Below are 14,599 nucleotides of genomic sequence, written 5' to 3' on the forward strand. Positions count from 1 at the left end.
TGCGTAACCTAACCTCTAAATATAAAACATATAACTATCTTGACTGCCTTCTTCTTTATAGGTAATTAAATCGGCGAGCGTTGTCGAATCAAGCACTTGAGCAATGCTATCCCTTATGCGCAACCATAAATCACGCTTGGCAGGATCGTCTTCTTCCGTGAAGTCGACTGGTGAAATCGGACCTTCCAGCACGCGAATCACTTCTCCAGCCGTAACCTGCTCCGCATTGCGCGATAAAATATAACCACCGTATGCGCCGCGAATGCTCTTCACGAGTCCTGCATTGCGAAGTGGCGCGATCAGCTGCTCCAAGTAATGCTCAGATAGTTGATTTTTTTCCGCTATACTCTTCAAAGAAGTCGGACCTTCGCCAGTGCTCTTCGCGAGCTCCATCATAATCGTCAATCCGTAACGGCCTTTCGTAGATATTTTCATATTGTACACCTCGTTTATTCATTATCGTATCAATTCAATGTATTCCGATTAAGGCACCCGTATATCGTATCATAACTATCCTCGTTATAGTCAATAATCTGCCTGCGTATTCATAAAATGATGTCAATCTCTTGACAAGCAACCTTATTTTCGATATAAAAGCGCCATATGTTACAATAGAACATGAATAGTGAATCCTAGATCCATCATTCAACAGATCGCAGCAAAGACGGTGATAATATGACAAAATCCAATCCACAAACACGCGTCGTCGTCGGGATGTCAGGCGGCGTCGATTCGTCAGTAACCGCACTGCTCTTAAAGCAGCAGGGGTATGATGTTATCGGTATTTTCATGAAAAACTGGGATGACACAGATGAATTTGGGCACTGTACTGCCGAGGAAGATGCGGAAGACGTACGCCGCGTGTGTGAACAAATCGGCATTCCTTATTATACGGTTAACTTCGAGGAGCAATATTTCGATAAGGTATTCTCTTACTTTCTCGATGAATATCGCCGCGGGCGTACGCCTAATCCAGACGTCATGTGTAACCGCGAAATCAAATTCGGCGAATTTCTGCAGAAGGCGCTCGATCTGGGAGCTGATTATTTGGCTACCGGCCATTATGCCCGCGTCGTGCACGAAGACAGCGGTCATACACTGCTGCGCGGGATTGACAGCAACAAGGACCAGACGTATTTCCTGAATGCGCTCAGTCAGGAGCAGCTGGCAAAAGCGATGTTCCCTATCGGGCATTTGCCGAAGCCTGAGGTGCGGCGCCTTGCCGAAGCAGCTGGCCTTGCGACAGCGAAGAAGAAGGACAGCACTGGCGTATGCTTTATCGGGGAACGCAACTTCAAACAGTTCCTCAGCCAATACTTGCCTGCACAGCCGGGTGAGATGGTCGATATCCGCACCAATGAAGTAATGGGCCGCCATGATGGGCTCATGTATTATACACTCGGCCAACGCCAAGGCTTGGGCATCGGTGGATCCGGGACAGGAGAGCCGTGGTTCGTAGCGGAAAAAGATTTGCAGCATAACATCTTATATGTCGTTCAGGGCGATCACCACCCTAGCCTCTACTCCACTGGCCTGCTCGCTTCCCAAGTGAACTGGATTTCAGGGGATATGCCTGAAGGACCGATTCGTTGTACGGCTAAGTTCCGCTATCGTCAGCCAGATCAAGGCGTGACTCTTATGAAGAACGCTGACGGAACAGTAGAGGTGACGTTCGATGAACACCAACGCGCCGTTACACCAGGGCAAGCCGTCGTCTTCTATGATGGCGAAGTTTGTTTGGGCGGAGGCACGATCGATGCCGTTCGCAAGCTTGAAGCGTAATGACTCCCACCCAATTCCCTTTTTAGGGGGTTGGGTGGTTTTTCCACCAATATTTTTTAATTTTTGTTATGAAAGCGCTAACAAAAAGGAGGCTGCTTGCCGATATATATAGTACAAGGAACATTACAGTTTCTTGGCTATCGTATCGGGAGTGATTAATATGACTATGTTCATAGCGATCTTGGAGTTCATTGGTAAAATCATACCTCCGTTAATTGAGTTGCTAGGTCACATCGCAGTACTGTATGGATAATCGGACTAACCTCCAAACCTACGCCCATGAATCGCGGCATGATCGCATCGGTTCATGGGCTTTCCTTGTTGTTTGGGACAAGAGCGGGCCGTGTTTTAGTGAATGAGGAAACCTCCGTCAGGCTTTTTGAGATGTTCAGTCCCCGGTTTGTGCTCCAACAATCGTACGTATCCTCTTTCGTAAGAATGATGCTTCAAAAAGCCCTTTTGCCCACTCACCCTTTGATTCAGAAAAATCCGATTATGCCATCAGAAACACCTCACGCTCCGAAAAGTACATGGATTGCTCTGTATCTCATTCCTTAAACCTTGTCGCCTTTACCTGTCCATCAGGAACAGTGATTCCAGCATCGCTCAGGCGCTCTATGGTATCGTCGAAGGTTAATGTAATAGAGGGAAATATTACACAGGCTGAAGAGCAACGTTATTAGGGACATGTACACCGAAGGCAACCTCGCCCATTCGAGGGCTATAACTTTTGGGATGAAAGAGACATGTATACCAAAGTTTAACCTTACCCATACGGAGAGATGCCCCTTCTGAACAAGAGGGAGAGTGGAAAGAAGTACTTAGCAGCGTATCGGTATGGGCTGAAAGTTACTGCACGATCTGAATCATGGGGAGAATGGATAAAAGAACGATCTAGCGTCCCTTCCCTCGATCAATCTGAGCCTCATCGGGAAAACCCGCATAAAAAACCCTTCCCGGCATGTAGTCCGGAAAGGGCTTCGCTTGTAATATGTTATGAAGTTGCTGTATTTATGTTCAAATCTAACTCGGGCAGAGTCAACCTTCTTACGTGCAGTCGGGAAATCCGGAGATGATCGGTTTCTTCCACGATAAATTCCAATTGTTGTTCCACCGTAATCCGCTGTCCTTTGCGGGGCGGAACCTCCACCTTGGAGTAAATCCATCCACCAATCGTATCGTAATCGTCGGACACGATATCCGTGTCAAAATAGGCATTCACTTCTTCGATAAGCAATCGTCCATCAATGGAAAAGTTCATGTCATCCTTTTTTTCAATTTGAGGCCGTTCTTCATCGAATTCATCTTGAATTTCCCCGACGATTTCCTCCATAATATCTTCTAACGTGACCAAACCGGCCGTACCGCCGAATTCGTCGATAAGCAGCGCGATTTGCACCTTGTTTTTCTGCATCATTTTGAGAAGCGCACTGATGGACATCGATTCCGGTACGCTCATCATCGGCCGAATAATGTCACGAATGTCCTGTGTGTCCGCAGGCGCCTTCACCAAGTCTTTAATGTGAACGAAGCCGATAATATTATCCTTATCGTTATCGCATACCGGGTAACGAGTATGCATTTCGGTAATCGCTTTGCGTTTATTATCTTCAAATAAATCCTGTGCGTACAAACAAACCATGTCCGTGCGCGGAATCATAATTTCACGGGCATGCGTTTCCGTAAAATCAAAAATGTTATCCATTAACGTAAGTTCTGTATTATCGATCAAACCACTCTTATGACTTTCCTTCATGAGAATGCGAATCTCTTCTTCCGTATGGGCCGATTCATGCTCAGATGCCGGTTCAATACCGAACAGCTTCAGCACCAGATTGGCCGTTCCATTTAACAGCCAGATGAACGGATACATAATTTTGTAGAAAAAACGCAGCGGGCCGGCTGTCCACAGCGCAACTCCTTCCGCTTGGCGGATAGCCAATGTCTTAGGTGCCAGTTCACCCAATACGATATGAAGCACCGTAATGATGATAAACGCAATCACCGTTGCTATAGAATGCACGACTGCAGGTCCTGCACCTAAGGCCGTCAACGGGTCATGCAATAATTCGGCCACCGTTTTTTCCCCAATCCATCCTAATCCAAGTGAAGCTAACGTAATACCCAGCTGACATGCCGACAAATAAGCATCTAGGTGGTCTGTTACATGTCTTGCGAATTTGGCTTTCGCATTTCCTTCCTGCACCAGCGTGTCAATCCGGCTGCCGCGCACCTTCACCATCGCGAATTCCGCGGCTACGAAAAAACCATTTAAAAACACAAGAAACAAGACAAATAACAAACCCCAGCCTATCGGTAACGGATCATCCAATCGATTCCCCATCCTCCTCTATAAGAAGCGGACAGGTGCACCTCCCCATCGTCAAAAAATAAAATCATATAATTATATTATATAAGAAAATACATACAATTCAAATCGACGCACGGCCGAAATATTAAAATAATATGCATCTCCCTGCCATGCGTTGATTGACATTATATATATTCTATCTGTACGCCGTCCTATCACCTAATTCAGACAGGATGCTCACTTTTTATTGCTGTTCAGTCGCGTATCGGATGGCTTCATCAAGCAAGCCAATGATATAGGCATCGTCGCAAACGTATAAAATGTTCTGTCCCTCGCGGCGATAGCGGACAAATCGGTATGCCCGCAGCGTCTTCAATTGGTGGGACACGGCAGATTGAGATAACTGCAGCGCATCGGCAACCTGATTAACGGCACACTCCTCACGGGCAAGCAGCGTTAAAATACGAATGCGCGTCGGGTCACCGAGCGCTTTAAACGTTTGCGAGACACGTTCAAGCACCTCTGCATCCAAATCTTTTCCCAGGAAATAATCCATGTTCTTCGTCTCCTTTAATAAGCTCATTCATCCAAGTATCAGCAGTGTCCAATCGAAATGAACATATCCACATATGTACGGCACGCTAATGCCTGTAGGTTATGACAAAGGAAAACAAAATAAACATGGCGACACTAGGAAACGATTTCAAGTTTCTATAGTACATATAAGCGCGTGTTCAAAAAGACCGCTTTTCAGCGCTGAGAAGTACAAGTTTTCGCAAGAAAACTACATGAGAAGCATTCCTCGAAGGAGACGCTGAGTGTAGGCGAGACTACATATAATCGTGAACATTTACACTGTCGGCAGAGGAGTGGGTGTCGGTTCTGCGTAGCCTTCCTTATACTTCTCATCAATCGCTTGGCGAATATCGCGCATAGATTTGCCTTCCCGCTGCATTTGGGATGCTTCGACCGCAATTTCAAGGCAGACGCCACAGCGTGTTCCGTGATCATCCCACTGCACAGCTCCGTCGTCTTCCATTTGCGCAACAAAGCAATTCAGATTGCTCTCATGTCCCGCAATCTCCCCACAACCGCAATAACAAGGAATATACTGCAACAGCTCGTGGTTTTGCGCAGCTAACGTATAAATGAGCCGCATCTCCTCCTTTTTATCATCTAAAAACGGCGGAAGGTCATTTCGGGATGCTGTCGTTTGCTGCAGATCGCCATTCGGAAGCAGATGTTCATGCTGCTCCGCATGTGAAGCAGACGGTTGACTATCCGTTTCGGCCGAGCTGCAGCCAGCAGCAACTAATGACAAACTCAATATTACGGTTGCGGACACGAGACGATACAAATTACGCTGCTTACGTTTAGGTTGAATCTTCGTGAACAACCCATCCCCTCCTCTGATCCCTCGCAATTTTGAATGTATGAACCGTATTACCCCTTCGTTCAGCTAACGAAACCAGTCACTCCGTAACCTATCGCTGCTGCAAGCAAGCTGATTGCCCCGCATCCGCTTGACCATCAGTTCGGATTGCGGCGGCGTTCCTGATTGATGCGCATTTTTGCTTCCGTCCCCTGTTCGCTTGCCATGAAAAACACGCGATTTTTAATCGAATCGGGCAAATACTGCTGCTCCACATAATGCCCCGGATATTCGTGTGGATATTGATATCCTTTATGACCGAGCTTATCCGCTCCTTTATAATGCGTGTCCCGTAGATGCAGGGGCACGTCCGCGGATTTGATATCATCAAATGCCTGCATGACACGAGCAATGGCAAGCGGAATGGAGTTCGATTTCGGACTTTCCACCGCAAACAAAATCGCTTGGGAAATAATATACTTCGATTCCGGCCATCCAATTCGATGGTAAGCCTCAAGGGCGCTTACCGCCTGCACCATCGCTTGGGGATTGGCCAGTCCGATATCCTCGCTGCACGCTACCGTCAAGCGGCGGATGAACGTCATAGGGTCCATTCCGAGCTTCTCTACGGCGTAAAAGAACCAAAATAATGCGGCATCGCTCGACCCGCGTATGCTCTTATGAAAGGCGGACAGCACGTCATACTGTACCGACTCATCCGCTTGCACGGTCGGACGACGAACCGATTCTTCCGCCACCGGAACCGTAATATGGACTGTACCGTCCGCTTCGGGCGTCGTCGTCATAGCGGCGAGCTCCAGCGCATTCAATGCCCGCCGAATATCCCCGTTAGCCATGGAGGCGATATGTTCAAGCGCCTCCGGATCAGCCTCAATCGGCATGAACCCTAACCCCTGTTCCTTATCTGAGAGCGCCCGCTTCATCGCGATTAGCGAATGCTCCTTCGTGAGCGGCTTCAGCTGGAACAGTGTCGAACGGCTCATCAACGCGCCGTTGACATGATGGAACGGATTCTCTGTCGTCGCTCCGATAAAAATAATTGTGCCCTTCTCCACTGCCGGCAGCAGCGCATCCTGCTGAGAGCGATTGAAGCGATGCACTTCATCCAGGAACAAGATCGTCTTTGTATTGTACATATGTTTATTCGTTTCCGCTTGCTCGATAACCGCACGCACGTCTTTGACCGAAGCGTCTACCGCATTCAAGCGGACGAACTCGCCCTGCGTCTGCTCGGAAATAATGTTGGCGAGCGTCGTTTTTCCACAGCCTGGCGGACCATACAGGATGATAGACGAGACACGATCCGCCTCAATAGCTCTGCGAAGCAACCGTCCCGGGCCAACGATATGCTCCTGTCCGATATATTGTTCGAGCGTCCGTGGGCGCAAGCGATCGGCTAACAGCCGCATGCCCGGTTCCCGGTCTTCCTGATACGAGAATAAATCCATGTTCATCACCGTTATTCTATCGTTTTGAGGAGGTCACGCACGACGGCACTTACCATAATAAGTCCGGCAACCGGTGGAACGAAGGAATTGCTTGCCGGAGGCTGCTTCGCCTTGCGGATGTCAGGCGCCGTTTCCGGTACAATTTTCTCCGTTACATCGCTGCGCGGCTTCATTGGCTCCTCCGTCGAGAAGACGACCTTCACGCCTTTCTTAATGCCTTCTTTCCGCAGCTTCTGGCGGACGACGCGTGCGATCGGATCGACCGACGTCTTCGAGATGTCAGCCACCTGGAATCGCGTCGGGTCCATCTTGTTCGCGGCGCCCATACAGGATATGATCGGGAGCTTACGCCGCAAGCATTCTTTAATGAGGTGAATCTTATATGAAATTGTGTCCGAGGCGTCGACGACATAGTCCAGTTCGTATTTGAACAGTTCCTCGCACGTTTCATCCGTATAGAACATATTTAACGCAATCGCATCACAGTCCGGATTGATAAGCTTAATCCGCTCTTGCATCAGTTCCGCCTTCTTCTGCCCTACTGTCGTCGTGAGCGCATGAATTTGGCGGTTCAGGTTCGTAATGTCGACAACATCCTTGTCGATTAGAATAATGCGGCCGACGCCGGTTCTGGCCAGCGCTTCTGCGGCAATCGAACCTACGCCTCCAATGCCGAGCACGGCGACCGTGCTATTCTTCAGCTTCTCCAGTCCTTCCGGGCCAATCGCTAATTCAGTACGCGAAAATTGATGTAACATCGTCTATTTACTCCTCCTGCCGCATAAGCCGCACATAGTCGGAACGCCCCTTGCCGCCGGATCCAGCAATAGGAATCGGGCGGGGGGCGTCATATCAAGCTGCCGTCAAACAGCTGTGTGGCTTATTGCTCTTCTTTCTTTTCTTTCTTCTTATATGTCGATTTAATTTGCAGCAATTCCAATTGGCCTAAATCCACTTCATTCGGCGCATCCATCATGAGATCCACCGCGCTAGCTGTCTTCGGAAACGCGATCGTTTCACGCAAGTTGTTGCGGCCCGCAAGCAGCATGATGAGCCGGTCAAGTCCGAAGGCAATCCCGCCGTGCGGAGGCGTGCCGTACTCGAACGCGTTCAATAGGAAGCCGAATTTCTCTTGCGCTTCCTCTGGGGAGTGTCCCAACGCGTTGAACATTTTTTCCTGCACTTCACGCTTGTAAATCCGCATCGATCCGCCGCCGACTTCGTATCCGTTCAGGACAAGGTCATACGCTTCAGCGCGAATTTGTCCCGGATCCGTGTCGAACAGTTCCACATCCTCATCCTTCGGACGGGTGAACGGATGGTGTTCCGCTACATAACGCTTCGCTTCCTCATCATAGCCGAGAAGCGGGAAATCAACAACCCAAGCGAATTTATACACACTGTCGTCGATTAGGTTCAGTCTGCGTCCAATCAGAAGACGCAGGTTGCCAAGCACGTCATATACGACCTTGCGGTTGTCCGCAGAGAAGAGCAGCAAGTCCCCTTCTTCAGCGACGGTCCGTTCACGAAGCGCGGCAATTTCCTCCTCACTCATGAACTTTACGATCGGTCCGCGGAATTCGCCGTCCTTCACTTGGATCCAAGCCAACCCTTTTGCTCCGTACCGCGCTGCATACGGTGCGAGGTCATCGATATCTTTGCGGCTCCACGTGCCGCAACCTTTCGCGTTCAGGACCTTCACGACGCCGCCCTTCTCAATGACGGAACCGAACACTTTAACGCCGCTGTTGGCCACGATGTCGCATACATCAACAAGCTCGAGACCGAAACGAAGGTCCGGCTTGTCAGAGCCGTATTTCTCCATCGCATCTTGATACGTAATGCGTTGGAACGGAGTCGGGATGTCCACACCGATAGTCGTCTTGAACAGACGAACCATCAGTTGCTCCATCATATCGTGCAATTGGTCTTGAGAGACGAAAGACGTCTCGATGTCGACCTGAGTGAATTCAGGCTGACGATCCGCACGCAGATCCTCGTCGCGGAAGCAGCGCGCGATTTGATAATAGCGCTCCATACCGGACACCATCAACAGTTGCTTGAACAGCTGCGGCGATTGCGGCAAGGCGAAGAATTCACCCGGATGCACCCGGCTTGGCACAAGATAATCACGTGCGCCTTCCGGCGTGCTCTTCGTCAAGATTGGCGTCTCAACCTCTACGAACTCATTCTCATCCAAGAAGTCACGGAACACCTTCGTCGCTTTTGAACGAAGCGCCAGCGTCTTCTGCATTTCTGGACGGCGCAGGTCCAAATAACGATACTTCAAGCGAAGCGATTCATCGATTTCGATGCCGTCTTCGATAAAGAACGGCGGGTTCTTCGCACCGTTCAAAATTTCGATCTCGGTTACGCGAACTTCTACCTCACCGGTAGGCATGTTCGGATTAACCGTTTCATCGTCACGCAGGACCACTTGTCCGCGAACGGCCAGCACGTATTCATTGCGCGCACGGTCCGCAATGTCATGCGCATCATGGGAGAATTCTGGGTTAAAGACGATTTGCACTATCCCGCTGCGATCGCGCAGGTCGATGAATAATACGCCGCCCAAGTCACGTCGGCGCTGCACCCAACCGTTTAAAGTAACTGTTTCTCCAATTTGAGCTTTTGTAATTTTTCCGCAATGATGCGTCTTGTACATCATGTGATGCACGCTCCTCACTATATAATGTTATGGCTGCGCCATGTAGAAGTTCGTTACTAGAATGACGGTAGCTGCAAAGTATTGTATCTGTCGTTGATCGTATTAGCCTTGCTTTAATACTTCAGCCAGTTCACTCAGCTTGACGAAACGCTGCTCTCCGGTAGCCAGTTCTTTCACGGCGATTTCACCGCGGGAGAGCTCGTCATCACCGAGAATTCCGGCATAGCGTGCCTGCATCCGGTCTGCCGATTTCATCTGCGCCTTCATCTTGCGGCTCTGATAATCCTTCTCCGCCGCAATGCCTGCCTTGCGAAGGTCATACAGAAGCTTCGTTACCTCATCTTCTGCCTGTTCGCCGAGGCCGACCAGATAGATATCTAGCGGAGGAGCATCGTTGCATACGACGCCTTGCTTCTCAAGCAAGAGCGCAATCCGTTCCATTCCGATTCCGAAGCCAATGCCAGGCTGGTCCGGCCCGCCGATATCGGCGACAAGACCGTTGTATCGTCCGCCGCCGCCAACCGTGTCAATGGCACCGATGCCCTGCGCCTTATATTCGAACGCCGTGTGCGTATAATAATCGAGGCCTCGCACAAGGCGGTGATTCACTTCATAATCAACGCCCATCGCCGTTAAATATTCTTTCACCTTGGCAAAGTGTGTCGCACATTCTTCGTCCAAGCTGTCGAGGATGGATGGCGCTTCCTTGAATTTCTCCTGATCCACCTTGCAGTCCAGCACGCGAAGCGGATTGCGGTCCATTCGGGATTGGCAATCTTTGCACAGCGTCTCTTTCATCGGTGTCAAGAAATCAAGCAGGTGCTGGCGATAAGCCGCCCGGCTCGGCGCATTGCCGATCGAGTTAATCTCCACACGCACACCGCTTAATCCAACATCCTTCATGAATTGATATCCAAGTGCGATAATTTCCGCATCCAGACTCGGAGCAACGGAACCGAATGCTTCCACCCCGAATTGGTGGAACTGGCGGTAACGGCCTGCCTGCGGGCGTTCATAGCGGAACATCGGCCCCATATAATACAGCTTCGTAACATCTGGTTCGCCATAGAGCTTGTTCTCTACGTAGGAGCGAACGACACCCGCTGTATTTTCAGGGCGAAGCGTCATGCTGCGATCGCCTTTGTCCTTGAATGTATACATTTCTTTTTCCACAATATCGGTCGTCTCACCGACACCGCGCACAAACAGTTCAGTCTGCTCGAAAACCGGCGTTCGAATTTCTTTGTAGTTAAAACGTTGACACAAGTCGCGCGCTTTCCGCTCGATCGTCTGCCACGTCTCAACCGTGCCCGGCAGCAAATCCTGCGTGCCCGTCGGTTTCTGATAAGCCATAGTTTCAACCTCCTATATAAATAAAAAAATCTCCCGCCCCGCAAAAATCAATTTGCAAAGGGACGAGAGATGGTTGTGTTCCATTCACCCGTGGTGCCACCCACATTCCGCAAAACAGACGGTTCATTCTCAAGCGAATGTAAAGCTCCGTCTGACTGCGCTTCATTTACGTGTAACGTCCGTATCACGCCGAACGGCTACTTCATGTAATGGACAGTCTGCCGCAAGACATGCTGTCTGTTTCGCCGTTGGTTCTCGGGGATGTCATTCATTCGTCCATCATATAAGGTTCTTCCAGCCAAGGAACCTATCTCTGTATATGTGGGGGTAAACTACTTGTTCCCGTCATCAAATCGTTATTTATGAGGTCATCCAAATCAAATTGCGATTGTCGGAATATAAAGAACATTGTAAGGATGCAGCACGCTAAAGTCAAGAAAAAAACCTACATCGAATGTAGGTTTATCAAAAGATATATTTTTAAAAGGGGGTCATGTCTGTTATTATAGGCTGTCAATGTTAAAGGAAGATGAAACAAACATTACAAAACGATTACAAATAATAAAGCGTTTTATTTTTGATTACTGGAACAACTCTGCCATCATCTCGATTTTTTTGCGAGTCACTTCCACATAGTTATCATTATATACCTTCGGCTCCTTTGGATTGGCAAAGCGGCTTATAGCGCCCGTCTTCGGATGCACCCACTTCGAGCTCGCCCCGCAGCCGAGTCCGAGTATCGTTTGGATCTCTTCAATAATCAAGATGTTATACAAGCTTTCCGCTCCCGGCAAACAATAACCTACGTTTTCCAAGTTGCCCAATATATTTTTCTGGCGGTATAAATAATAAGGCACGTAGCCGTGCTCTCTGGTCCAATCCCCAGCCAATTCCATCATACGGCCAATTTCTGCACGATCGGCCACCTTAAATTTCTCTTCGCCCCGGTGCTTGGTCATCTCCGACGCCCGCTTGAACGATAACGTATGGACGGTAACCGATTCCGGCATCAGCTCCTTCGTCTTCGCAAGCGTATGCTCGAACTCAGGAACTCCTTCTCCCGGCAGGCCGATGATGAGGTCCATATTGATGTTGCTCATGCCCATCTCCCGAGCCAGCTTATATTTTTCCACCGTTTCTTCTACGCTGTGATGTCGGCCGATAATATCGAGCGTCTCCTGGATGTAAGACTGCGGATTGATGCTGATCCGGTCGATGTTCCACTTGTTCAGCACAGCCAATTTGTCCGGCGTAATCGTATCGGGCCGCCCTGCTTCCACCGTAATCTCACGCACGCGGTCCACATCCGGGAACGACGTCATCATTTCTTCGTAGAGCATATCCATCTCTTCCGCCGTAATGCTTGTCGGTGTGCCGCCCCCGTAATAAATCGTCGTAATGCGAATACCGCGTTCCTTCAAGAAACGTCCGGTTTCCCGCATCTCGTAATGAAGACCTCCTAGGAACGAATTCACCGATCCTTGCCGCCCATTAATGTCATAGGCCGGGAACGTGCAGTACGCGCATTTGGTCGGACAGAAGGGGATACCGATATAAATGCTGATCTCCTCCTGCAAACGATCCAAATCCGGCAGGGCTGTCAATTGCCGGCCGACGATGCGTTCCATCAGGCCAATCTTATCGTCCGTAATCAAATATTCCTCTTTCAGCATACGCTTCGCCTCATCCTGAGACAGTCCTTTGCGGCGGGCGTCGTGCATCAGCTTCGTCGGACGGATACCGGTCAGAATGCCCCACGGCTGTTCGATTCCGGTCCATTCCGTCAATACCTGCAGCAGCGCATGGGCAAACGCGTTCTTCACCTGCTTCCGATATTGCTCATACGTCACATCCGCTGGAAACGAGCGTTCGTTGAGGGCTTCCAGCGTTTTACCTTCGCCCAGCAGGCGCAACGTGGCCTTCACCCGCACCAGTCCCGCTTCCATTCGCGGAAATGCTTCGGGCGTCAATCTCTCAGGGCCGCATTGCATCAGTCCGATGACGGCATCCTCCCCGTCCGACGGCACTGAGTCGGGATCTAAGCTTACCTGATAGGTCACTTCAGGCTGTTCGACAAACAATTGGACAATATGGACAAGCGAGCGTTCAAACGCCGCTTCGTTGGCGATTAATGTAATGCGCATCGTTCCAAGATTCCTCCCAAGCAAGCAAAAAAGGCAAGCATTGCCGCCTTTTCTGTGCGTAAAAAAGCGCTCATATCCATGAGCGCATTATCGATATCCTAGCATATTTTAGACGGAAAATAAAGTATTCGACGTCAGTCCAACTTCTCGACGTACCCGCCATTTTCGTGTATAAGCCGCACGGCTTCATCATAACGCGATTGTTCCACCTTGGCCGCCACCACGTAACGTAAATCGTCCGGAGCCGCAGTCGGTTCGGATATCGACACCTGCGCAGGGCTGAAATCTGCTTCCTCGCCGATTGAATCCGCCGCCGGCGGTGCAGATGCGGCAATGTTGTCATCGTCACGCGCAAAGATTATGCCAGCCGGGGCGAAGCTGCCCACGCCGCCTGTATAGGTCGAGCCATTTAAGTTATTGGTCGCTATCGGGGCAAACAGCAGCGCTTTCCCGTCAACTGACGCCTCTAACTCGCCTACTTCAATATTCGTCGCATCCACAGTAACGAGTTGGGTGCGCAAGGATTCCGCTTCGTTTTCTGTACGTGTGTAAGCTTGAATCTGTTTCATGTGCATCACCTCATTCTCCCTATTGTTTACTTCCCGTTTCATTTCATACTGGAAGCTTCCTTGTTTTCCATATACCCTGACGATTGCCGGGGTGAAACAATGACGCCCGAACCTCCATCATGTAAGACAGAGCGTCCGGGCGTCATTATAGGCATTATGCTAACGTTTCATATGTGCTCCGCTGCGGCGAAGCGCGTCCTGATGTTCTGCTTCGTCACGCAAAAGCTTAGCTGATTCCTTCAACGATTGCGCCGATGTTAATGAACTGTATTGTATCGCCAATTGATGTAAAGACTGCCGCACGATATAACTCCTTTTAGAGGTTGTTCAAAAAGTCCCTTTTGATCACGAAGATCATCCGGCAGCTTGAACACACACTTTTAGTAACAAGACTTAATTCATATCGCACTATTAGTATGGGCGGTTCCTTTGTTCATTAATCATGGCACGTTCCCTTATCATTAAGCTCAGCCTTGGCTGTCGATAATAAGAGTAACTGGCCCCCAGTTAGTGAAGCTGACATCCATCATCGCGCCGAAACGGCCAGTCTCTACCGTCAGGCCTAAAGAACGCAGCCGTTCGTTAAATAGCTCGTAGAACCGTTCCGCTTGATCCGGTCTGGCCGCAGACATGAAATTCGGTCGTCTCCCTTTGCGGCAGTCCCCATATAACGTAAATTGGGAAACGGAAAGAATGGCGCCGTTCACATCTTGAACAGAGAAATTCATTTTCTCCGCTTCATCCTCAAAAATACGCAGACCGGCCACCTTGTCCGCCATCCAGTTCACATCCTGTTCCGTATCCTCATGCGTTATGCCTACGAGCAGCATAAGTCCTTCTGCAATCTGACCTACCATTTCATCACCCACAGTGACGCGGGCTTCTTTGCACCGTTGTACAACGACTTTCATCTTTGTTCCTCCTGATTTGC

General features: G+C 49.7%; 13 protein-coding genes. 1 reads left to right on the forward strand and 12 read right to left on the reverse strand.

The annotated features are described in order from the left end of the window. Positions 1–15: 15 nt before the first annotated feature. The gene (gene cymR / locus A372_RS0124890; RefSeq protein WP_019423635.1) at positions 16–435 is read right to left on the reverse strand and encodes a cysteine metabolism transcriptional regulator CymR; all 420 of its coding nucleotides are present in this window, start codon (positions 433–435) and stop codon (positions 16–18) included. Positions 436–675: 240 nt separating this feature from the next. Between cymR and mnmA the strand changes: the two genes are divergently transcribed. Continuing rightward, complete coding sequence (mnmA, locus tag A372_RS0124895; protein WP_019423636.1) at positions 676–1,782, forward strand: tRNA 2-thiouridine(34) synthase MnmA; 1,107 nt, start codon at positions 676–678, stop codon at positions 1,780–1,782. A 994-nt stretch (positions 1,783–2,776) separates the two neighbouring features. On the opposite strand, the gene A372_RS0124905 is transcribed toward mnmA, so the two are convergent. The 11 genes from A372_RS0124905 to dtd form a co-directional block, all read right to left on the reverse strand. After that, the gene (locus A372_RS0124905) at positions 2,777–4,114 is read right to left on the reverse strand and encodes a hemolysin family protein (RefSeq protein ID WP_019423638.1); all 1,338 of its coding nucleotides are present in this window, start codon (positions 4,112–4,114) and stop codon (positions 2,777–2,779) included. Positions 4,115–4,337: 223 nt separating this feature from the next. Beyond that, complete coding sequence (locus tag A372_RS0124910; RefSeq protein WP_019423639.1) at positions 4,338–4,649, reverse strand: ArsR/SmtB family transcription factor; 312 nt, start codon at positions 4,647–4,649, stop codon at positions 4,338–4,340. A gap of 294 nt (positions 4,650–4,943) precedes the next feature. Next, positions 4,944–5,489 carry a PCYCGC motif-containing (lipo)protein gene (locus tag A372_RS0124915; RefSeq protein ID WP_019423640.1) on the reverse strand — a complete coding sequence of 182 codons (546 nt, stop codon included), beginning with the start codon at positions 5,487–5,489 and terminating at the stop codon, positions 4,944–4,946. A 134-nt stretch (positions 5,490–5,623) separates the two neighbouring features. Next, positions 5,624–6,940 carry a replication-associated recombination protein A gene (locus A372_RS0124920; RefSeq protein ID WP_019423641.1) on the reverse strand — a complete coding sequence of 439 codons (1,317 nt, stop codon included), beginning with the start codon at positions 6,938–6,940 and terminating at the stop codon, positions 5,624–5,626. Between the two features lie 5 nt (positions 6,941–6,945). Beyond that, a complete protein-coding gene (locus A372_RS0124925; RefSeq protein ID WP_019423642.1) occupies positions 6,946–7,692 on the reverse strand; it encodes a tRNA threonylcarbamoyladenosine dehydratase in 747 nt (248 codons plus the stop codon). 122 nt (positions 7,693–7,814) lie between these two features. After that, entirely contained in the window at positions 7,815–9,599 is a 1,785-nt protein-coding gene (gene aspS, locus A372_RS0124930) for an aspartate--tRNA ligase (protein WP_026011280.1), read from the reverse strand. Positions 9,600–9,704: 105 nt separating this feature from the next. Then, a complete protein-coding gene (gene hisS / locus A372_RS0124935) occupies positions 9,705–10,955 on the reverse strand; it encodes a histidine--tRNA ligase (RefSeq protein ID WP_019423644.1) in 1,251 nt (416 codons plus the stop codon). A 581-nt stretch (positions 10,956–11,536) separates the two neighbouring features. Further along, entirely contained in the window at positions 11,537–13,099 is a 1,563-nt protein-coding gene (locus A372_RS0124940) for a coproporphyrinogen III oxidase (RefSeq protein ID WP_019423645.1), read from the reverse strand. 134 nt (positions 13,100–13,233) lie between these two features. Then, the gene (locus A372_RS0124945; RefSeq protein ID WP_157259700.1) at positions 13,234–13,668 is read right to left on the reverse strand and encodes a flagellar basal body rod protein; all 435 of its coding nucleotides are present in this window, start codon (positions 13,666–13,668) and stop codon (positions 13,234–13,236) included. Between the two features lie 159 nt (positions 13,669–13,827). Further along, positions 13,828–13,971 (reverse strand): hypothetical protein, encoded by a 144-nt coding sequence (locus A372_RS38030; protein WP_019423647.1) that lies wholly within the window; start codon positions 13,969–13,971, stop codon positions 13,828–13,830. A 164-nt stretch (positions 13,972–14,135) separates the two neighbouring features. Continuing rightward, positions 14,136–14,579: a D-aminoacyl-tRNA deacylase gene (dtd, locus tag A372_RS0124955; RefSeq protein ID WP_019423648.1), complete on the reverse strand. Its 444-nt coding sequence runs from the start codon at positions 14,577–14,579 to the stop codon at positions 14,136–14,138. Positions 14,580–14,599 lie beyond the last annotated feature (20 nt).

Source organism: Paenibacillus sp. OSY-SE (genome assembly GCF_000283315.1).
Classification (GTDB): Bacteria; Bacillota; Bacilli; order Paenibacillales; family Paenibacillaceae; genus Paenibacillus_B; species Paenibacillus_B profundus.